This is a genomic window from Burkholderia sp. AU28863 (assembly GCF_002223195.1).
Classification (GTDB): Bacteria; Pseudomonadota; Gammaproteobacteria; order Burkholderiales; family Burkholderiaceae; genus Burkholderia; species Burkholderia sola.
Window position 1 is genome coordinate 227,787 of sequence record NZ_NKFE01000008.1, and the last position, 19,309, is coordinate 247,095.

Annotated in this window: 19 protein-coding genes; 12 read left to right on the forward strand and 7 right to left on the reverse strand. The window is 68.4% G+C overall.

Annotated features, from left to right (window positions below; translation table 11 throughout):
- The first annotated feature begins 8 nt into the window (after positions 1-8).
- Both CFB81_RS30780 and CFB81_RS30785 read left to right on the forward strand, forming a co-directional pair.
- A complete protein-coding gene (locus tag CFB81_RS30780) occupies positions 9-335 on the forward strand; it encodes a hypothetical protein (RefSeq protein ID WP_089437675.1) in 327 nt (108 codons plus the stop codon).
- Between the two features lie 148 nt (positions 336-483).
- On the forward strand, positions 484-1,536 hold the full coding sequence (locus CFB81_RS30785) for an AraC family transcriptional regulator (RefSeq protein ID WP_089437676.1): 1,053 nt from the start codon (positions 484-486) through the stop codon (positions 1,534-1,536).
- A 42-nt stretch (positions 1,537-1,578) separates the two neighbouring features.
- Here CFB81_RS30785 and CFB81_RS30790 read toward each other — a convergent pair whose 3' ends face one another.
- Together CFB81_RS30790 and CFB81_RS30795 are read right to left on the reverse strand one after the other, a co-directional pair.
- Positions 1,579-2,991: a 3-deoxy-D-arabino-heptulosonate 7-phosphate synthase gene (locus tag CFB81_RS30790; RefSeq protein ID WP_089437677.1), complete on the reverse strand. Its 1,413-nt coding sequence runs from the start codon at positions 2,989-2,991 to the stop codon at positions 1,579-1,581.
- Between the two features lie 31 nt (positions 2,992-3,022).
- Positions 3,023-3,784: a 2-keto-4-pentenoate hydratase gene (locus tag CFB81_RS30795; protein ID WP_089437678.1), complete on the reverse strand. Its 762-nt coding sequence runs from the start codon at positions 3,782-3,784 to the stop codon at positions 3,023-3,025.
- A gap of 296 nt (positions 3,785-4,080) precedes the next feature.
- Between CFB81_RS30795 and CFB81_RS30800 the strand changes: the two genes are divergently transcribed.
- The 6 genes from CFB81_RS30800 to CFB81_RS30835 all read left to right on the forward strand — a co-directional run bounded on the left by CFB81_RS30800 (position 4,081) and on the right by CFB81_RS30835 (position 10,348).
- Positions 4,081-4,560 carry a universal stress protein gene (locus CFB81_RS30800; protein WP_089437679.1) on the forward strand — a complete coding sequence of 160 codons (480 nt, stop codon included), beginning with the start codon at positions 4,081-4,083 and terminating at the stop codon, positions 4,558-4,560.
- 13 nt (positions 4,561-4,573) lie between these two features.
- A complete protein-coding gene (locus CFB81_RS30805; protein ID WP_069619158.1) occupies positions 4,574-4,765 on the forward strand; it encodes a DUF2964 family protein in 192 nt (63 codons plus the stop codon).
- Between the two features lie 187 nt (positions 4,766-4,952).
- Positions 4,953-6,689 (forward strand): site-specific integrase, encoded by a 1,737-nt coding sequence (locus tag CFB81_RS30815; protein WP_089437681.1) that lies wholly within the window; start codon positions 4,953-4,955, stop codon positions 6,687-6,689.
- Positions 6,690-6,744: 55 nt separating this feature from the next.
- Positions 6,745-7,068 (forward strand): TfoX/Sxy family protein, encoded by a 324-nt coding sequence (locus CFB81_RS30820; protein ID WP_069619156.1) that lies wholly within the window; start codon positions 6,745-6,747, stop codon positions 7,066-7,068.
- Between the two features lie 91 nt (positions 7,069-7,159).
- Positions 7,160-8,080 carry a hypothetical protein gene (locus tag CFB81_RS30825; RefSeq protein ID WP_089437682.1) on the forward strand — a complete coding sequence of 307 codons (921 nt, stop codon included), beginning with the start codon at positions 7,160-7,162 and terminating at the stop codon, positions 8,078-8,080.
- Between the two features lie 843 nt (positions 8,081-8,923).
- Positions 8,924-10,348, forward strand: a complete 1,425-nt coding sequence (locus tag CFB81_RS30835) for a PLP-dependent aminotransferase family protein (protein ID WP_089438139.1) — start codon at positions 8,924-8,926, stop codon at positions 10,346-10,348.
- 150 nt (positions 10,349-10,498) lie between these two features.
- Here the strand turns inward: CFB81_RS30835 and moaD are convergent, their stop codons facing one another.
- From moaD to fdhD, 5 genes are all read right to left on the reverse strand, one after another.
- Entirely contained in the window at positions 10,499-10,756 is a 258-nt protein-coding gene (gene moaD / locus CFB81_RS30840) for a molybdopterin converting factor subunit 1 (protein WP_069619153.1), read from the reverse strand.
- 52 nt (positions 10,757-10,808) lie between these two features.
- Entirely contained in the window at positions 10,809-11,381 is a 573-nt protein-coding gene (locus CFB81_RS30845) for a molybdenum cofactor biosynthesis protein MoaE (RefSeq protein ID WP_069619152.1), read from the reverse strand.
- 47 nt (positions 11,382-11,428) lie between these two features.
- Positions 11,429-12,553, reverse strand: a complete 1,125-nt coding sequence (moaA, locus tag CFB81_RS30850; RefSeq protein WP_089437683.1) for a GTP 3',8-cyclase MoaA — start codon at positions 12,551-12,553, stop codon at positions 11,429-11,431.
- Positions 12,554-12,770: 217 nt separating this feature from the next.
- Positions 12,771-13,985 carry a gephyrin-like molybdotransferase Glp gene (gene glp / locus CFB81_RS30860; protein ID WP_089437684.1) on the reverse strand — a complete coding sequence of 405 codons (1,215 nt, stop codon included), beginning with the start codon at positions 13,983-13,985 and terminating at the stop codon, positions 12,771-12,773.
- Positions 13,982-14,854 carry a formate dehydrogenase accessory sulfurtransferase FdhD gene (fdhD, locus tag CFB81_RS30865; protein ID WP_089437685.1) on the reverse strand — a complete coding sequence of 291 codons (873 nt, stop codon included), beginning with the start codon at positions 14,852-14,854 and terminating at the stop codon, positions 13,982-13,984. The genes glp and fdhD overlap by 4 nt, the downstream gene beginning before the upstream one ends.
- A 423-nt stretch (positions 14,855-15,277) precedes the next feature.
- Between fdhD and CFB81_RS30870 the strand changes: the two genes are divergently transcribed.
- The 4 genes from CFB81_RS30870 (at position 15,278) to CFB81_RS30885 (ending at position 19,301) form a co-directional block, all read left to right on the forward strand.
- Positions 15,278-16,678, forward strand: a complete 1,401-nt coding sequence (locus tag CFB81_RS30870; RefSeq protein WP_069619148.1) for a cytochrome ubiquinol oxidase subunit I — start codon at positions 15,278-15,280, stop codon at positions 16,676-16,678.
- 2 nt (positions 16,679-16,680) lie between these two features.
- Complete coding sequence (gene cydB, locus CFB81_RS30875; protein ID WP_089437686.1) at positions 16,681-17,688, forward strand: cytochrome d ubiquinol oxidase subunit II; 1,008 nt, start codon at positions 16,681-16,683, stop codon at positions 17,686-17,688.
- Between the two features lie 188 nt (positions 17,689-17,876).
- Positions 17,877-18,797, forward strand: coding sequence for a bestrophin family protein (locus tag CFB81_RS30880; RefSeq protein WP_069619146.1), 921 nt, complete (start codon positions 17,877-17,879; stop codon positions 18,795-18,797).
- 93 nt (positions 18,798-18,890) lie between these two features.
- Entirely contained in the window at positions 18,891-19,301 is a 411-nt protein-coding gene (locus tag CFB81_RS30885; protein ID WP_089437687.1) for a VOC family protein, read from the forward strand.
- Positions 19,302-19,309 lie beyond the last annotated feature (8 nt).

The following is a 19,309-nucleotide window of genomic DNA, read 5'->3' on the forward strand; positions in this document are numbered from 1 at the left end:
GAGAAACCATGAAGCAAACCTTGTATTGCACCGTACGGACCGCGCTGGGCATCACGGCCGCCGGCCTCGTGCTTGCCGCGTGCGGCTCGACGCAGATGAACATGGTCGACGTCCAGACGTCGACCGCGAAGACGCTCGGGCTCGCGTCGTCGGACGAGATCACGATCGCCAACGTCCAGTACGGGAAGAAGGACGGGCTCGGCGGCCAGAAGGTGAGTTACGACGCGACGACCGGCAAGGGGCGGCGTTTCGGCTGTACGGTGTTCATGATTCCGGGGCTCACGCCGATCGATCGGCCGACGTACAACAACTGGGAATGCCATCCGCAACGCTGATGGGCGCGATGACGACCGCGCCCGGCGTCGGGCGTCGGTCGATCGCTTAGGGGGACGATGCATCGCGTGGGCCTTGCGCCCGCGCAATTTGGTCCGATAATCGACGAACCGATTCTTTCCTGACCCGCCGGTTCGATAAAAAACTGTCATGGATCAAGCTGCATTTGTCCCTGTTTTCAAGTTCCGCACGACCGACTACCCCGAGCCGGACCGGTTCCACATCTGGGTCAAGGACATGCTGTGCGACTACCGGCTCGACGACGACGGCGGCCACGGCCCGTGCGACGCGGAAGCCAGCGGCGCGGCGCTCGGCCCGCTGATCTTGTCGGGCCGGCACTGGCACTCGCGCGCGCCGACCTATACGGTTCGCCGCACGCCGCGGCGGATCCGGCTCGACGGGCAGGATTCGATCCGCTTCACGCTGCTGCTCGGCGGTCGGCTCGCGAGCCAGACCGGCGGGCCCGAGCTGATCAAGGGCGCGGGCGACCTGTTCGTCTACGACGTCGCGCAGATCAACGACTGCAAGGTCGAGGCTGGCGACGTGATCAGCCTCGTCGTGCCTCGCTACCTGCTGCCGAGCCATGCCGCGCAGGCGCACGGCCAGACGCTGACGAGCGGCGTGGGCCGGCTCGTCGCCGACCAGATGCTGTCGCTGTTCCGGAACCTGCCGAACCTGCGCATGCAGGACGTGCCGAGCATCGTGCAATCGATGCTGTTGCTGCTGGCCGCGGCGGTGTCGCCGACCGCGCAGGCGTTGAACGACGCTCGCGGCCCGATCGAGCATGCGCTGGTCGACCGCGTGCGTCACTACATCGACATGCATCTGCTGGAGCCGGACCTCACGCCCGAACGGATCTGCCGTGACATCGGCGTGTCGCGGGCGCGGCTCTATCAGTTGTTCAAGGAAGAGGGCGGCGTGATGCGGCAGATCACGCGGCGGCGCTTGCGTCACGCGTATCACGTGCTCGGCGATCCGCAGCGCCGGCATCAGCGCATCGCGGAAATCGCGTGGGCGCACGGCTTTCCCGACGAGAAGTATTTCCATCGGCTGTTCAAGGCGGAATTCGGCCACACGCCGAAGGAGACGCTCGAGTGCGCGGCCGCGCCGATCCTGCTGCCGTGCGGTGCGACCGATGCGCGCTGGGGCGACGGCGGCCGGCTGGCCGGGTGGACGCTGCCGTTCGGGGTGCTCACCAACTGAGCGGGCAGCACGTGGGCGTCGCGCGCCGGTCGTGATCGCGCATCACGCGCACACGCTGCTGGCGATGCCTCCGTCGTCCATCTCGTCGAGCGCGGCGCGCAAATCGTCGATGGCCACCATCAGTTCGCGGACCTGCCGTAACGACGGGTACTGATGCAGAACGGCCTGCCATTGCGGCAGGGTCAGCAGCGCGTGCCAGATGACGCCGAGGCCGCCCGGATCGGCATCCGGCCGTTGCGCGAGCGCGCTCGCGTATTCGAGGCTCGCCTGCGCGGACAGCAGCTGCATCCGGCTCGCGGCGCTCAGCAGCCGCGGTGTCGCATCCGCGGACGCGTCGCAGCAATACAGCACCTCCCGTGGCAGCGCCGCTTCGTCGGTCGTCAACGCATGCAGCGATGCGCCGTGCACGCGCACCGTGCCCTGGTGCGTCTCGAATGCATAGACCGTGTCGGGGGCCGCTTGCGCGAGCAGGGTCAGGCCGCGCAGCAGCCGCGGCAGATCGGTCGTCGCGGCATCCGCGGAGGCCTTCGCTTCGACCAGGAAGCGCACGTTCCACGCGGGCGCCGGGTCGTTGCCGCGCGCGCGTTCGAGCAGGATCGCATCCCATTCGGTTTTCGCGCGGTCGTGCCGGCCCGGGATCGACGACGGCACGCGCATCGACGTGACGACGCGGTAGGTGCGCTGCTCGTCCACCGCGTCGAGCCTGCGTGCCAGTGCGTCGAGCGCCTGCGCCGCCAGCGCCTCGACGGCAGCGCCGCGCTGCTGGGACGCGACGCCCTGCGCGACGGCGACCGTGCTGCCGACGAGCGGGCCCTGACGGACCCACAGCGCGCGGTAGCGGCGGACGCCCTCGTCCGCGGCCAGCGCATCGAGCCGCAGCATGCGTTCGAGCGCGGGGCTGTCCTTGAGTTTGACGATGTCCTGCTCGAACGCCGCGTCGGTCGCCATCTCGGGCAGTGCGAGCAGTTGCGCGAGCGCCGCGTGCAGCTGGGCCCACGACGCCGTGGTCGCCGCCGCATGCAGGCGCGCGAGGCCGTCGCGTTGCCAGGCCTGTGCGCTGCGCTCGAGCTTGGCCGGGTGCGCGATCGCATTGACGGCCGAGTGGAGCGCGCGCCGGTCCTGCTCGGCGTGCGCGGACAACGACGCGTATTCGCGCACGTTCGGCGCATCGTGACGCAGCACCGACGCCTGAAACGACGGATCGCCGGATGACGAATCCATCGCGTCGCGGATCATCCGCGCGAGCGCATCGATGAAGCGCTGCCGCAAGTCGGCGCCGGGCGCGTGGCCGTCCGCCCGCATCCTGCGCGCTTCCTCGATCACGATCGCCAGCGCGGTGGCCGGATTCGTCGCGTCGGTCAGCGACGCCGCGCGCTCGAGCGGCGGCAGCCGGTAACGGCGCGCGACGGCGCGCAGGGTGGCGTCGAGCAGGGCGGGAAGCGGTGTCAGCGACATGGCGGTCCGGGCGTGAAAGAGACCTGACTCGTCACGCGGTCAACGTCACCGACAGGCTGCCGAGCTCGCCGAAGCGCACCGTCAGCGCATCGCCGAGCGGCACGTCGATCGCGCCCGCGTACGAGCCGGTCGTCACGATCTGGCCGGCGCGCACCGCATCGCCGCGCGACGCGAGGAAATTGACGAGCCATACCAGCGGCTTCAGCGGATCGCCGTCCGGATGGCTGCCGTCGATCGTGCGGTTCAGCGCGCCTTCGAACGACAGCGCGAGCGTCGCGAGCGGCACGTTCAACCCGTCGGGTACGACCGGGCCGACGCACAGCCCCTGGTTGAATTGCCCGTCGGCCAGCAGCTCGAACTTCGACGCGCGCGCCGGCTCCGCATAGCGGCAGCCGAGCACCTCGAGCACGATGCGCACTTCGCGGATCGCCGCGCGCACCGCGCCTTCGTCATACGGCTGCTCGCGCGCGGGCAGGTCGCGATCGAGCACGAACGCGATTTCCGGCTCGATCCGCACGATCGGCCCGCCGACGACGCGGTACGGCGCATCGGCTTCGCGGATCGTCGACGCGAAGATCGGCGCGAGGATCACGCGATCGGGCGGCGGCAGCGCGCATTTCCATCCGCCGACGGGTTCGCCGAGCAGGTCGGCCACGCGCTGCTGGATCGCCAGCGCGGTGTCGATGTCGTCGGGGCGCAGTGCATCGGGCAACAGCGGGCCGGGCGAGCCGGCATGGCGGGCGGCGACGAGATGCTGGGCGGCGCCGTCCACGCGTTCGGTAGTCGTTGTCATGTCGGTTGAGCGAGTTGAAAGTGGGGCCGGCAAAAAAGGGCCGGACGAAAGTCGCATAGTCGATGATAGCGCCTTCGGCGCGATGGGCGCTCGAAAGGGCAGCGGCGCATGCATCGCCGGCCCGGTTCGCGCGGGCCGATGACGCAAGCCGCCCGCTTCCCGTCGCGTCGCTTTGCCGCATGCGCCGGTATCGCCGGGGCTTGACCGTCGTCAACATCCGCACCCGCTGCCGGCCGATGATGGTGGCATGGCCGTGCGCGACCGCGCGCGCGGCAACTCACCCCAGCGAGGTTCGCATGTACGAGAAAATCATGGTGGCCGTCGACGGCAGCGCTTCGTCGAAACAGGCGCTTGCCGAGGCCGTGAAGGTGGCGCTGGCGGGCGACACGCACGTCAGCGCGGTGTACGTGGTCGACAAGTCGGTGCTGTTTACGTATGCAGGCCGTCTCGATCCGCACGCGCTCGTCGAGGAAATCCGCGACGACGGGCGCAAGGTGCTGCGCGAAGCCGAACAGGTCATCGCGCTGGCCGGCGCGAAGGGCGAAGCCGAACTCGTCGAGACCGAGAGCATCGGCGAGGACGTCGCGGAACGCCTGCAACGCTATGTGAAGGAGCACGGGATCGACCTCGCGGTGGTCGGTACGCACGGGCGGCGCGGCATCCGGCGCGTGCTGCTCGGCAGCGTCGCCGAGCGTTTCGTGCGCGGCTCGAAGTGCCCGGTGCTGCTGATTCGCGGCGACGACGCCGACGCGCCGGCCGCCGCGGCCGCGGCATGACGCGGCGCGCGCGATGATACGCCGCCAGTACCGGATCGTCGTCGCGGCGATCGCGGTGTTCGTGTCGCTCGCCGGGATGATGGCCGTCGTGACGGGCCTGCTGTTCGATGCCGCGACGGCGCTGCGCGGCGGCGCGCTTGCGTTGATCGTCGGCGTCGCCGGCTTCGTCGTGATGCTGAACCCGGGGCCGAAAGGCGAGGATTGACGCGGGCGGGCAAGGTGGCGGCGCACGTCGGACCGCGGTTTCGCGACGACCGGCGACAGCCGTGGCGCCGCCGTGATTTCGCGTGGGCGCGTGTCGCCGCCGGCGCATTCGTGCCGTCCTGCTCGATCTGGCTGATCAGCCACTTCAACGTTGCCGCCCGCTCGGCGCTTCTGTCAAACTGGCGCCCATGAAACCGCGCCTCACTGCACCGCTTTCCGCCGATTCCTCGCCTGCGCCCGCAGGCTTTCCCGACGCCGACGAACTGGCCGCGCTGCGCGCGTGGTACGCGGGCATGACCGTGCGGCAGGCCGTCGAACGCTACCTGCCCGACCGGCTCGGCGGCGGGCGCTCGGCGCGCGGCGTGATCGGTGCGATTCGCCGTCGCCTCGTGCGCGTCGCGCGGCAGGTCGGCCGCCCCGATCTCGCGGAACGGCTCGGCCATCCGGACGGTGAGCGTTTGCGGGAGGCGAAAGCGGCCACCGACGCGATCGCCCAACTGCGTCATGCGCGCGCGCCGGCACCGCAAATCAGCGACGACGTCGGCCTGTGGCTGCCGGCGCGCGCGGTCGTTGCGTTGCGTGCGCACGGGATCGCGACGCTCGCCGACCTGACGGTGCGGATCCCGCGCCGGCGCCAGTGGTGGCGGGCGATCGCGGGCCTCGGCATGGCCGGCGCGCGGCGCATCGAGGCGTTCTTCGCCGCGCATCCGCACCTGACCGAACGGGCGCGCGCGCTGATCGCAGCGACGCCGCGCGGCAGCATCGTGCCGTGGGAGCACCTGAAGCTGCCGCACGAAGTCGACGGCTCGGCCGGCACGTTCCGCGCGCCGCGCGCGACCAGCACGCTCGACGCGGACAACGATTACGCGGCCGTGCACGCGTGGCTGTCGCTGCACGAATCGCCCGCGACGCGGCGCGCGTACCGCAAGGAGGCCGAGCGGCTGATTCTGTGGGCGATCGTCGAGCGCGGCCGCGCGCTGTCGTCGCTGACGACCGAGGACGCGCTCGCGTATCGCGCGTTCATCCGGCGACCGACGCCGCACGAGCGCTGGGTCGGGCCCGTGCGGCCGCGCGGCGCGCCCGACTGGCGGCCGTTCTCCGGTGCGCTGTCCGCGCGGTCGGCGGCGTACACGCTGTCGGTGCTCGGCGCGCTGTTCCGCTGGCTGATCGAGCAGCGCTACCTGCTCGCGAATCCGTTTGCGGGCGTCAAGGTGCGCGACACGCGCGGCGCGACCGCACTCGATACGTCGCATGCGTTCACCGAAGGCGAGTGGCTGCTGGTCCGCACGGTCGCCGACGGGCTCGAGTTCGGCCAGCGCGCGGGCGACGGTGCGCCGCAGTCGGGATGGACGCCGGCCGCCGCGCAACGATTGCGCTTCATTCTCGATTTCGGCTATGCGACCGGGCTGCGCGCGAGCGAACTGGTCGGCGCGACGCTCGGCGACATCGAGACGGACGCGCACGGCGACGCGTGGCTGAAGGTGATCGGCAAGGGCAGCAAGGCCGCCCGCGTCGCGCTGCCGCCGCTCGCGCGCACGGCGCTCGATCGCTATCTGGTCGCGCGCCGCTTGCCGGTCACGCCGGCGCGCTGGCGGCCCGATACGCCGCTGATTCCGCGCCTCGCGGAGGACGACGCGGCCGCGATCACGAGTGTGCGGCTGTGGAAGGTGATGCAGCGTTTCTTCGCGCAGACGGCCGATGCCGTCGAAGCCGACCACCCGGCGCTCGCGCACAAGCTGCGCCAGGCGAGCCCGCACTGGATGCGGCATACGCATGCGACCCACGCACTGGCGCGCGGCGCGGAGCTGACGACGGTGCGCGACAACCTGCGGCATGCATCGATCTCGACGACGTCGATCTATCTGCATGGCGACGACGTGAAGCGGGCGCGACAGATGTCGAGCGCGTTCGGTATCGACAAATGAGTTGAACACGCGGCATCGGCTCCGGTCAGACGATGTTTCGATCCCGGAGATTCACATGGCGTCGAGCCAGCGCACGGTCGATTTCATCGTCGAGCAGATCGCGGCGGCCGGTACGGTATCGGCCCGCAAGATGTTCGGCGAATACGGTATCTATTGCGACGGCAGGATGGTCGCGCTCGTCTGTGACGACCGTCTGTTCGTCAAGCCGACGCCCGAAGGCCGCGCGTATCTCGGTGCGTGCGACGAAGCCCCGCCGTATCCGACCGCGAAGCCGCATCTCGTCATTGCCGGCGATCGCTGGGACGACCGCGAATGGCTGGCGACGCTGATCCGGATCACCGCCGCGCAACTGCCGCTGCCGGTGAAGCGCAGCCGATGACGATCGCGCCGCATGCCGCGCCACGCCGCGTAGCGGGCAGGCGTATTCTGTGACACATGCACGCGACCATCGTGCGCCAGGGAGTACCAGCATGGAGACATCCGGATTTGCGCGCGGCACGCGGCCGGCGCGCCGCGCATGGCACGCGCTCGTCGTGACTCTGTGTGTCGGCTGGAGCGCGTTGTCGTTCGGCGCGGAGGGCGCGAGCGGCGCGGCCGCGCTGCTCGACCGCTACCGCAGCCTTGGGCCCCAACTGAAGGACAACGCGTTTCACCGGCCCGTGGTGCTCGAATCGTCGGAAGCGTCGTCGTCGCTGAAGGGCGACATCTACGCGGTCGTCGATTATCCGTTCGCGGCCGTGAACGGCCAGCTCAACGATCCCGCGCAAGGCCCCGCGAACTGGTGCGCGGTGCTGATCCTGCACCTGAACACCAAGTACTGTCACGCGTCGAGCGGCGGCAACGGCCCGGTGCTCGACGTGAACCTCGGCCGCAAGATCGAGCAAAAGCTGTCGGACACCTATCGCGTGCAGTTCCGCTATCGCGTGGCGGCCGCGACGCCCGATTATTTCCAGGTCGACCTGACCGCCGACAGCGGCCCGATGGGCACGAAGGATTACCGGATCGCGCTCGAGGCCGTGCCGGTCGGCGCGTCGCGCACGTTCCTGCATCTCACGTATTCGTATGGTTTTGGCACGGTCGGCCGGATGGCGATGAAAACCTACCTCGCGACGGTCGGCAGCGACAAGGTCGGGTTCACGACCGTCGGTGCAGCCTCGGCCGGACAGCCGCGGTACGTCGGCGGTGTGCGCGGGCTGCTGGAGCGCAACACGATGCGCTACTACCTCGCGATCGACACGTATCTCGCGACGCTCGACAAGCCGATCGACCAGCGCCTCGCGCGCTGGTTCGACGCGACCGAGCAGTATCCGCAGCAACTGCACGAAGTGGAGCGGGGCGCGTATCTGCAGATGAAAGCGCAGGAGGTGCAGCGGCAGCAGGCGGCGCGATGACGCCGCCTGCCGGCTCGCAGGCTCGAGCGAGCAACCCCGCGACGACGTCGACGATCCGCTGCGGCAGCGCTTCGTCGTAAGGCAGCCCCACGGCGCCGCACGCGACGGTGACGACGGTGGCGGCGCGATCACCGGCTCGACCGGTTCGCCGTCGCGCGTCACGCGGCCGGTCGCGCAATGCACCGTCCACGCGCTGACGCGCACGTGGCACGCGTCGATCACGATCCTCCCTTGAGTAGCCGGTTCCCGGAGAACACGCGCGACAGCACGTGCCGGCGAAGTCGCGCCATCATGCCCAGCGGTAGATCCACACCGGTTCAGGCGGTTCTGGCGCTCCGTTTCGATATCGCGCTGGCGGGCCGGGGCCATCGCGCGTGCAGCGTTGGCGACGACGCTGGCGACGTGTTCGATCGTGGACTGCATCGTGTGGCTCTCACGACGAAAACCCTGCAGTGCCCCCCGCCGGTGCGGCGGGTGTTCCAGGCCGATCCGGCCGCCTCGGGCCGGCCAACCGGCCGTCCGGCCATTTCATAAGACGTACAGTTTTCCCGTGATTCGCGATTCGGGCGGAACTGTACTCTTGTTCGCGCGTTCGATGTGTGTACCCGCCGCCAACTGTTCTTCTCTTAAGATCCGGTCATCAAGTGCACAGTGCCGCAGATCCAGCTGATCCGGAACCCTGCCGGCGCATCTTCAAGAGAGAGCCAGTGCGATGGAAAAGGCAAAACCGGAGGGGAAGATCAGGAATCACGACGGCCCGCTCGGCGGGCGGAACACGTGCAACACGTGCGTATTGGGTGTACACGGCGAGGCGGCGCCGTGCGCGCCGGCGGGAGACGCACGATGAAACTCTATGAAAAACTCGCGGACGATATCGAGCGCCTGATCCGCCAGGGCGTGTACCGGCACGGCGACCGGATTCCGTCGGTGCGTCAGGCGAGCCAGCAGCACCGGATCAGCATCACGACCGTACTGCATGCGTATCTGCTGCTGGAAAGCCGCGGGCTGCTCGAAAGCCGGCCGCAATCGGGCTATTTCGTGAACCTGCGGCGCGACGACAGTCATGCGCCGGTACGCGAGCTGCGACCGTCGAAGCCGATCGCGATCTCGTCGTCGGTGGATGTAAGCCGGCTCGTGCTGTCGACGTTGCGCTCGATCGGCACGGACGACGCGGTGCCGCTCGGCTCGCCGTATCCGGACCCGAGCCTGTTCCCGTTCGAGAAGCTGAACCGCTACGCGTACGCGGCTGGCCGCGACAAGTCGCTGTGGGGCGTGACCGACGGGCTGCCGCCCGGCCATCCGCGGCTGATCAGGCAGATTGCGCGCCGCTACCTGGAAAACGGGATGTCGGTGGACCCGAACGAGATCATCGTGACGGTCGGTGCGACGGAAGCGATCAACCTGTGTCTGCAGGCGGTGGCGAAACCGGGCGACACGATCGCGGTGGAATCGCCGACGTTCTACGCGATGCTGCACGCGATCGAGCGGATGGGGATGAAGGCGATCGAGGTGGCCACGCATCCGGAATACGGGATCGACATCGCGGCGCTGGCCGTGATCGCGAAGTCGCAGCCGATCGCCGCGTGCATGGTGATGCCGAACTTCCAGAATCCACTGGGGTTCCAGATGCCGGACGAGCGCAAACGCGAACTGGTTGAGTTCGCAGCGAAGGCCGGGATGCCGCTCATCGAGAACGGCGTGTACAACGAACTGTATTTCGGCGACGCACATCCGAGTTCGCTGAAATCCTACGACCGGACCGGGATCGTGCTGCATTGCTCGTCGTTCTCGAAGAGCCTGACGGCCGCGTACCGGATCGGCTGGGCGTTGCCGGGCCGCTACCGCGATCAGGTCGAGAAGCTGAAGTTCCTGAATACGCTCGCGACGCCGTCGTTGCCGCAGCTGGCGATCGCGGAGTTTCTCGAGCGCGACGGCTACGAGCACCACCTGCGGCGGATTCGCAAGGCGTATGCGCAGCAGGCGAATCTGATGCGCGCGATGGTGTCGCGGTTCTTTCCTGAAGGCACGCGCATGTCGAGCCCGGCGGGCGGGTATGTGCTGTGGGTCGAGCTGCCTGCGCAGGTCGATGCGATGCGGCTGTACCAGCTCGCGCTGGAGCAGGGGATCACGATCGGCCCCGGCTACATGTTCTCGATCACGGACAACTACCGGAACTTCATCCGGTTGAATTACAGCAGCCCGTGGTCGCCGGAGATCGAGCAGGCGGTGATCACGGTCGGGAAGCTGGCCGCGGCGTGCATGCGGTGAAGGGGCGTTTGCGGTGCGTTGTATTTCGATGAAGAAGCCGGCCTCGTGCCGGCTTTGTTTTTCCAGGCCGGCGCCGACGACCGCGGTCATGGTCGGGGCGTCGATCTCGGCAAAGTGGCTACATCGAAGCGCGCAGCCCTGCGCGTTCCGTCATCCCCCCGTCACCGGCGGAAAGAATGCAACCTCGCTATCCTCCCGCACGACGAAGTCCCCGGTCACCATTTCGAGGTTCACGGCCGCCCGCACGGGGCGGTCCATCCGCAGCGCGTCCGCGCTGCGCGCGTCGCGTGCGGCCAGCGTGCCGCGCAGCGCGTCGACGGTGAGTTCGCGGGCATCGATCTCGACGGTTTCTTCATCGATTGCCAGTTGTTCGCGAATGCTCGCGAAGTATTTGATCGTCAGTTTCATTGTGTTGTCTTTAGAAGGAGCGGCGAAATCGGAAAATGCGAAGCGAGCGCGATCAGCCCCAGCGCCGCATCGCCTGGTCGTCGTGCGCCTTCGCCTCGACCCAGCCGGATTCGCCGTCGTGCCGGATCTCCTTCTTCCAGAACGGCGCATGGGTCTTCAGGAAATCCATCAGGAATTCGCACGCATCGAACGCGGACGCACGATGCGCGGCGGCCACCACGACCAGCACGACCGGCTGGCCGAGCGGAATGCGGCCGACACGGTGCACGATCCGCACCGCTTCGAGTCGCCAGCGTGCAGTCGCCTCCTCGACGATGCTCCACAGCGCCTGTTCGGTCATCGTCGGGTAGTGCTCGACTTCCAGTGCGACGACGTCGTCGACATCGCCTTCCTTGCGTACCACCCCAAGAAAATTCACGACCGCACCGACATTCGGATTGCGAACGATCGGCGCAAGCTCCGCACCCGCGTCGATCGGCGCATGCTGCACGCGCACTTCGAACCCGGCGGCAATCGCGGGCGCCGATTCGGAGTGAGTGCCGGCCGCATCGACGGGCGGCGCGGGGCTGCCGGCACGCAGTGGATCGTCCGGCAGCCCGGCGGGGGATTCGGTGAAAGTCGTCATGACAGGTTCTCCAGTGGGCGGCGCATCCGGTGTCGCGCGGCGGCCCTTCAGCCGCCGACGAGCGACATGCGCACGGTCGGATAGGTCTTGCCCGGCGCGCGGGCCGGCCGTGCGGCCCGGCGCTCGGAATAGCGGTCGTCGCGCCGCGTCCAGCGTTCGCGCACGGCGGCGGCGAGGTCGGCGATCGACGCCGCATCGTCGAGCCACGGCCGCAGGTCGGCGCCTTGCGTCGCGAACAGGCACGTATAAAGCTGGCCGTCCGCCGACACGCGGGCGCGCGAACAGGTGCCGCAGAACGGATGCGACACGCTCGCGATGAAGCCGACTTCGCCTGCACCATCGATGTGCGCGCAACGAATCGCGGTGGCGTCGTGCCCCGGTTCGCCGACGAGCACGAGCGGATAGTGCGCGTCGATCAGCTCGCGCATCCGCGCGGCCGGCACGACCTTGTCGCCGGACCAGAAGCTGGCGCCGCCGACGTCCATGTATTCGATGAAACGCACGGCCACGCCCGTGTGCCGGAAGTGCCGCACGAGCGGCAGGATCTGGTCGTCGTTCACGCCGCGCTCGATCACCGCGTTGACCTTGACTGGCGCGAGCCCGGCCGCGTGCGCGGCCTCGATGCCGGCCAGCACGCGCGACACCGGCACGTCGGCGTCGCTCATCCGGCGGAACACAGTGTCGTCGAGCGCATCGAGGCTCACGGTCACGCGCGACAGCCCCGCGTCGCGCAGCGTGCGCGCCTTCGCGGCGAGCAGCGAGCCGTTGGTCGTCAGCGCGATTTCGACGGGCTTGCCGTCGACGGTCGTCAGCGCGGCGAGCCGTTCGATCAGCGCTTCGAGGTGGCGGCGCAGCAGCGGCTCGCCGCCCGTGATGCGGATTTTCTCGACGCCGAGCGACGTGAACGCGCGGGCGATCTTTTCCAGTTGCGCGAACGACAATCGTTCGGACGACGGCATGAACGCGTAGTCGGCGCCGAAGTTTTCGCGCGGCATGCAGTAGCCGCAGCGGAAATTGCACTGGTCGATGACGGACAGGCGCAGGTCGCGCAGCGGACGGCCAAGCGTGTCGGACGGGCGGAGGAAAGCACCGGGCGATGCGTCGCCGGATGAAGCGACGGCGGCCGGCGCGGCGGAAACGATGGCATTCACGATCGGGTCGTCGGCCTGCATGAAGTAAGCGGAGGGGCGTCGCCGCTCGGCCGTGCGTGTGCCGACGTATCGGCGCACAGGTCGTGACGAGCCTCATCGTGAGCATAGTCCGCGGGGTTGGGCCGGCAGAGACACAATCGCGCCCGAATCGCAGGAATACAGTTCGCCGGCCGGGACGCGCGACAGGCGCGGCGAATGGGGCGAACGCGCCGTATCGGATGGAGAGTCGACTTCGCGCTCATGCGAGCCAGCGCGCGAATTCGTAGTACGGAACCGCGTCGCCGCGCGCGATGGTGCGCCCGGCCGGCAGCCGCGCGAGCCCGCTTGCCTGCACCAGCGACTGCAGCGTGCCGGCGCCTTGCTGGCGCAGCGTATCGAGCACGGGCGTACCGTTTGCGTCCACCGTACAGCGTACGCGCACGAAGCGCTCGCGTTGCGCATCCGGCTCGAAGCCGGTGTCGATCGGCAGCGACGGCACGACCGGCATGCACGCGTCGCGCCCCTGCAGGCGTCGGATCAGCGGTGCGACGAATAGTGCGAACGTCGTCATCGCGGCGCCCGGATTGCCGGGCAGCAGCGCCACGGGCCGCGTATCGAGCCGTGCGAGCGCGACCGGCTTGCCGGGCTTCATGCGCACGCCGGCGACGACGAACGACGCGCCGAGCGCGGCCAGCGCGGGGCGCAGCAGGTCCTTGTCGCCGACCGACGCGCCGCCGACGCAGATCACGAGGTCGCACTGCGCGTGCAGGTCGCGCAGCGCCCGATCGACAGCGGTCGCCGTATCGGCCGCGTGCACGCTCATCGCGACGTCGGCGCCGGTTCCCGCGACCAGCGCGGCGAGCATCGGCGCATTGCTGTTGTAGATCTGCTGCGGCTCGCGCGGCTCGCCGCACGCGACCAGCTCGTCGCCGGTCGTCAGGATACCGACGCGCAGCGCCGCGCGCACGTCGATTCGCGCGAAACCTTGCGCGGCGGCCACGCCGACGTGCATCGCGCCCATCCGCACGCCGGCCGGCACGAGCAGCTCGCCGGCGCGCACTTCCTCGCCGCGGCGACGGATGTGCGACCCGCTGCGCTGGGGCACGTCGAACGTGACACGGCCGTCCCGTTCGTGCGCATGCTCCTGCATCACGACGGTGTCGGCGCCGGGCGGAATCAGGCCGCCGGTGAAGACGCGGGCGGCCGTGCGCGGCGCGAGCGGCGCCGGCGTATCGCCTGCATAGCAGCGCTGCGCGACACGCAGCGGCTCGCCGTGCGCGAGGTCCGCATGACGCACGGCGTAGCCGTCCATCGCGCTGTGGTCGGCCGGCGGCTGATCGAGCACGGCCGTCAGCGGCGCGGCCAGCACGTGGCCGGCCGCTTGCGCGATCGGCACGGAGGTGGCAGCGTCGAGCGGCGCGAACGCGGCGGCGAATCGTTGCTGCGCGGTATCGAAATCGGACAGGTGGGTCATGAAGAGTGGGCCGGATGCGCCGTTGCGGGCACGGGTGGGTCGAGGTGAACGGCGGTGGGCGATACGTATTCGACGAAGCCGTCGTTGCGGCAGAAACCGAGCAGCCGCACGCCGGCTTCGCGGGCGACGTCGATCGCGAGCGACGTCGGCGCCGAGATCGTCGCGATCATCGGAATGCCGACCCGCGCGGCCTTGCGCACCAGTTCGTAGCTCGCGCGGCTCGACAGGAACACGAAACCCGCGTGCAGGTCGGCGCGGCGGCGCGCGAGCTGCCCGATCAGCTTGTCGAGCGCGTTGTGGCGGCCGACGTCCTCGCACACGTCGAGCACGGCGCCGTTGCTATCGCACCACGCTGCCGCGTGGATGCCGCCCGTCTCGCGCATCAGCGTCTGCCGGGCCGGCAACGCCCGCGCGGCGCGCGCGATCGCGTCGGCGCCGATGCCCGCGGCCGTGCCGGCGGCCGCGATACGCGGCGGGTGCAGGTCGAGCTGCGCGATGCTTTCGATGCCGCACACGCCGCAGCCGGTGCGGCCGGCCAGCGCGCGGCGGTGGGCCTTCAGCGCCATGAACGCCTGCTGCGACACGGTCAGCCGCACTTCGGCGTTGCCGGGCCGGCACTCGCTTTCGATGTCGAAGACGTCCGATGCGCGCTCGACGATGCCTTCGCTCAGCGCGAAGCCGAGGCCGAACGCGTCGAGGTCGATCGGCGTCGCCATCATGACCGCGTGCGAGATGCCGTTGAACACGAGTGCAACCGGGGTTTCGTCGACGACGCGATCGACGGTGTCGCGCGCGTCGCCGGCACGATGGCGCGTCACCCGACACGCGGTGCTGCCGGTCGGATCGTCGCGGCGGATGCAGGACTCCATGCAGGTTTCTCCAGGGCGGGGCGGCCGGCGGGCCGGCCGGGCTCGGCGCGTGCGCCGAACCGCGGGAATCGATGCCGCCGGGCGGGCGCCGAAGGGCGCGCGACCGCCGCGGACAGGCGTTGCACGACATGTTAAGTGGAGTGAGCCGCGCGCCCGACGCACAGCGCCGCGACGGAGAAAGCAGTACAGCTGAGCGTCCCGCCGGCATGGTAACTATTTTCCGTGCACACATCTTCGGCGGCGCAGGCAGCACAGTTTCAGCGCACGTTCGATTGATTGCGAGTATCGTTGCAAACGCGATATCGTCGTTCACGCTTCGATGCCGTGCGAGCCACCGTTCGGGTTCGCATGTGTCGTCGCCAAGCCGTCGCGCGATTTCCTGCTTCGAGCGTACGTCCTCACAACCACGAGCAAATTACGGTCATGGAAATCTTCGATGCGTTCCATCTCGCCCGATTGCAATTCGCATTCACGGTGTCGTTCCACATCGTGTTCCCCGCGATCAGCATCGGCATGGCGAGCTTCCTGGCGGTGCTGGAATGGCGCTACCTCGTCACCGGCGACGCCGCCTACAAGTCCATGTTTCAGTTCTGGTCGAAGATCTTCGCGATCGGCTTCGGCATGGGCGTGGTCTCCGGCGTCGTGATGGCGTACGAGTTCGGCACCAACTGGTCCGGGTTCTCGCGCGTCGCGGGCAACATCACCGGGCCGCTGCTCACGTACGAAGTGCTGACGGCGTTCTTCCTCGAAGCCGGCTTCCTCGGCGTGATGCTGTTCGGCTGGCAGCGCGTGAGCCCCCGCGCGCACTTCTTCGCGACGCTGATGGTCGCGGTCGGCACGCTGATCTCGACGTTCTGGATTCTCGCGTCGAACAGCTTCATGCAGACGCCGCAAGGCTACAAGATCGAGAATGGCCTCGTCGTGCCGGTCGACTGGTTCAAGATTGTCTTCAACCCGTCGTTTCCGTACCGTCTCGCACACATGACGATCGCGGCGTTCATCGTCGCGGGCTTCATCGTCGCCGCCTGCGGCGCATGGCATCTGCTGAAGGGGCGCCGTGACGAACCCGTGAAGCGCAGCTTCTCGATGGCGCTGTGGATGCTGCTGGTGCTCGCGCCGATCCAGATCTTCGTCGGCGACGCGCACGGGCTGAACACGCGCGAATACCAGCCGGCGAAGATCGCGGCGATCGAGGGGCTGTGGGAAACGGAGAAGGGCGGCACCGCGCTGAACCTCGTCGGGCTCCCCGACATGCAGGCCGAAACCACGCGCTATGCGATCCAGGTGCCGCACCTCGGCAGCCTGATCCTCACGCACAGCTGGGACGGCGAGATCCGCGGGCTGAAGGAATTCGCGCCGCAGGACCGCCCGTATTCGCCGATCATCTTCTGGACGTTCCGGATCATGGCCGGCCTCGGGATGCTGATGCTGCTGACCGCGCTGCTCGGGCTGCTGCTGAGAAAGGGCGGGCGCCTGTATGAAACGCGCTGGTTCCAGTGGTTCGTGGTGGCGATGGGGCCGTCGGGCATCGTCGCGCTGCTGGCCGGCTGGATCACGACCGAGGTCGGGCGGCAGCCGTGGACCGTGTACGGCGTGCTGCGCACCATCGACTCGGTCTCCCCGCTCACCGCTCAGCAGGTCGGCGTGTCGCTGCTGGTCTTCGTGGTCGTGTATTTCCTGGTATTCGGAACGGGTATCTACTACATGATGAAGCTGATGAAGCGCGGGCCGGCGGCCCAGGCCGGCTACATCGAACTGCACCGGCATCCGGGGCTGCGCAAGAGCGCGCTGTCCACGCCGCTGAACGTCACCGAGGCGGAGTAACCATGCACATCGATCTTCCTGTCGTCTGGGCCGCGATCATCGGCCTCGGCGTATTCATCTACGTGATGCTGGACGGCTTCGATCTCGGCATCGGGCTGCTGTTTCCGTTCTTCGATGCGAAGGCCGAGCGCCAGGTGATGCTCGACACCGTCGCGCCGGTGTGGGACGGCAACGAGACGTTCCTCGTGCTCGGCGGCGCGGGCCTCTATGGCGCGTTCCCGGTCGTGTATTCGACGCTGCTGCCGGCGAACTACCTGCCGCTGGTGCTGATGCTGGTCGGGCTGATCTTCCGGGGCGCGGCGTTCGAGCTGCGCGCGAAAGCGACCCGCACGCAGCACATGTGGGACCTCGCGTTCATCGGCGGCTCGGCGCTGGCGGCCTTCTGCCAGGGGATCGTGCTCGGTTCGCTGCTGCAGGGCATCAAGATCGAGAACAACCAGTTCGCGGGCGGGCCGTTCGACTGGCTGTCGCCGTTCAGCATGATGTGCGGGATCGGCGTGCTCGTCACCTATGCGACGCTCGGCTGCGGCTGGCTGATCCTGAAGGTCGACGGCGAACTGCAGCGCAAGATGCGGTTGCTGATGAAGCCGCTCACGGGCGTGCTGCTCGCGGTGATGGGCGTGGTCAGCCTGTGGACCGTGATCGGGCTGCCGGCCGTCGCGCACCGCTGGTTCGGCAGCGGCAACCTGGGGTGGTTCCTGCCGGTGCCGATCCTCGTCGTCGCATGCGTATGGGGCATCTTCTACGCGGTGAAGCGTACGCACGAGGCCACGCCGTTCCTGCTGACGCTCGCGCTCGTGTTCCTCGGCTACACGGGGCTCGTGATCAGCATCTGGCCGAACATCGTGCCGCCGTCGCTGTCGATCTGGGACGCGTCGTCGAGCCATTCGAGCCAGTTGTTCGCGCTCGTCGGCACCGTGATCGTGCTGCCGATCATCCTCGTGTACAACGCGATGCAGTACCGCGTGTTCCGCGGCAAGGTGCGCGAGGGCGATATCGGCTATCACTGAGCGGCTATCACTGAGCGGCCAGCGAGGTGACGGGGCGCGGCGGGTGCGTATCATCACGCGCAGCGCGGCGCCCGGCCCGGCCCCCGACCGAACAGCGGCCCGCCACGCGCGGGCCGTTGCACATCGGGTGCGGGCGCAACGGGTTGCGTATTCCGGTTTCCTATTCCTTTGCCAGTCGAGAAAACATCATGATCGTCCGACCACGACAGAACTGGCTCCGGATGCTGTTCGTATGGAACGGCTCCGTGCTGCAGTCGATCATTCCGCAGCTCGTGTTCATGGCGATCGTCAGCACGCTGGCGGTCTTCACGAACGGACGCATCTTCGGCGAGAAGATTCCGCTGAACACCGCGCCGTTCACGCTGTTCGGGCTCGCGCTCGCGATCTTCCTCGGGTTTCGCAACAACGCGAGCTTCGAGCGCTTCAAGGAGGCGCGGCATCTGTGGGGCAACCTGCTGATCGCCGCACGCGCCGTGACGTCGCAACTGCATCGCTACCTGCCCGACAACGTGAGTGACGCCGAGCGCAACCGGCTCGCCGATCTGCTGATCGCGCTCGCGTATGCACTGAAGCACCAGTTGCGCCATACCGATCCGACCGCGGACCTGCAGCGCATTCTCGGGGCGGAGCGCACGGCCGCGCTCGGCGGCAAATGCTACAAGCCGGTCGCGATCCTCGACGAGCTGCGCGGCGGCATCGTGCGTGCGCTGGGGCACGCACCCGGCAGCGATGCGACCTGCTGGATGTTCGAGACGCAACTCGACGCGCTCGGCAAGTCGGTCGGCGGTTGCGAGCGCATCCAGTCGACGCCGATCCCGTTTTCGTACAGCGTGCTGCTCCATCGCACCGTGTATGCGTATTGCGTGCTGCTGCCGTTCGGGCTTGTCGATTCGACGGAGTTCTTCACGCCGCTGATCTGCGTGTTCATTTCCTACACGCTGATCGCACTCGAAGCGATCGCGAACGAAGTGGCCGAGCCGTTCGGTCTTGCGCCGAATGCGCTCGCGCTCGATGCGATCACGCGCACGATCGAGCGGTCGGTGCTCGAACTCGGCGATCGGCCGATGCCCGAGGAATTCGTGCCGGCATCGACGTATCAGATCACGTAGGCGGCGGGGGCGGTAGTGTAGTCGTCGGTAAGGTTGATCGGCCGGATCGACGACGGGTGTGTAGACTCGTGCTCGTTCAATGGAGCCCGCACCATGCAATTGCTTGATCACGTGTCGATCGGCGTGCCGGATATCGACCAGGCACGCCCCTTCTACGATGCCGTCATGGCTGCGCTGGGCGCAGCCAAGGTCTATGACCGGCCCAATGCGCTCGGCTATGGCGAACGTTGCAGCGCGAATGACGCGGATTCGACCTTTCTCGCGGTGTATCTGGATCCCGCCGAAGTCGCGGCGAGCAAGCGGCACTGGTGTTTCAAGGCCGCTTCCCGCGAGCAGGTGCATGCGTTTTTCGAGGCTGGCCTCGCAACGGGCGGGCAGTCCGACGGCGAACCCGGATTGCGGCCGCAGTACCACGGCGACTACTACGCGGCTTTTCTGGTCGACCCGGCCGGCAACCGGATCGAGGCCGTGTGTCATGCGGCGGCGGAGCGCGTGCGGCCGTGACGGCGCCG

Bases quoted from the DNA above. Each gene is read 5' to 3' on its own strand.
- moaD (WP_069619153.1), bottom strand. From the start codon at position 10,756: ATGAAACTGACGATCAAATACTTCGCGAGCATTCGCGAACAACTGGCA.
- CFB81_RS30790 (WP_089437677.1), bottom strand. From the start codon at position 2,991: ATGTCGCTGACACCGCTTCCCGCCCTGCTCGACGCCACCCTGCGCGCC.
- CFB81_RS30845 (WP_069619152.1), bottom strand. From the start codon at position 11,381: ATGACGACTTTCACCGAATCCCCCGCCGGGCTGCCGGACGATCCACTG.
- CFB81_RS30785 (WP_089437676.1), top strand. From the start codon at position 484: ATGGATCAAGCTGCATTTGTCCCTGTTTTCAAGTTCCGCACGACCGAC.
- CFB81_RS30880 (WP_069619146.1), top strand. From the start codon at position 17,877: ATGATCGTCCGACCACGACAGAACTGGCTCCGGATGCTGTTCGTATGG.
- CFB81_RS30885 (WP_089437687.1), top strand. From the start codon at position 18,891: ATGCAATTGCTTGATCACGTGTCGATCGGCGTGCCGGATATCGACCAG.
- CFB81_RS30805 (WP_069619158.1), top strand. From the start codon at position 4,574: ATGATACGCCGCCAGTACCGGATCGTCGTCGCGGCGATCGCGGTGTTC.
- fdhD (WP_089437685.1), bottom strand. From the start codon at position 14,854: ATGGAGTCCTGCATCCGCCGCGACGATCCGACCGGCAGCACCGCGTGT.
- cydB (WP_089437686.1), top strand. From the start codon at position 16,681: ATGCACATCGATCTTCCTGTCGTCTGGGCCGCGATCATCGGCCTCGGC.
- CFB81_RS30780 (WP_089437675.1), top strand. From the start codon at position 9: ATGAAGCAAACCTTGTATTGCACCGTACGGACCGCGCTGGGCATCACG.
- CFB81_RS30800 (WP_089437679.1), top strand. From the start codon at position 4,081: ATGTACGAGAAAATCATGGTGGCCGTCGACGGCAGCGCTTCGTCGAAA.
- moaA (WP_089437683.1), bottom strand. From the start codon at position 12,553: ATGCAGGCCGACGACCCGATCGTGAATGCCATCGTTTCCGCCGCGCCG.
- CFB81_RS30870 (WP_069619148.1), top strand. From the start codon at position 15,278: ATGGAAATCTTCGATGCGTTCCATCTCGCCCGATTGCAATTCGCATTC.
- CFB81_RS30820 (WP_069619156.1), top strand. From the start codon at position 6,745: ATGGCGTCGAGCCAGCGCACGGTCGATTTCATCGTCGAGCAGATCGCG.
- CFB81_RS30835 (WP_089438139.1), top strand. From the start codon at position 8,924: ATGAAACTCTATGAAAAACTCGCGGACGATATCGAGCGCCTGATCCGC.
- glp (WP_089437684.1), bottom strand. From the start codon at position 13,985: ATGACCCACCTGTCCGATTTCGATACCGCGCAGCAACGATTCGCCGCC.
- CFB81_RS30815 (WP_089437681.1), top strand. From the start codon at position 4,953: ATGAAACCGCGCCTCACTGCACCGCTTTCCGCCGATTCCTCGCCTGCG.
- CFB81_RS30795 (WP_089437678.1), bottom strand. From the start codon at position 3,784: ATGACAACGACTACCGAACGCGTGGACGGCGCCGCCCAGCATCTCGTC.
- CFB81_RS30825 (WP_089437682.1), top strand. From the start codon at position 7,160: ATGGAGACATCCGGATTTGCGCGCGGCACGCGGCCGGCGCGCCGCGCA.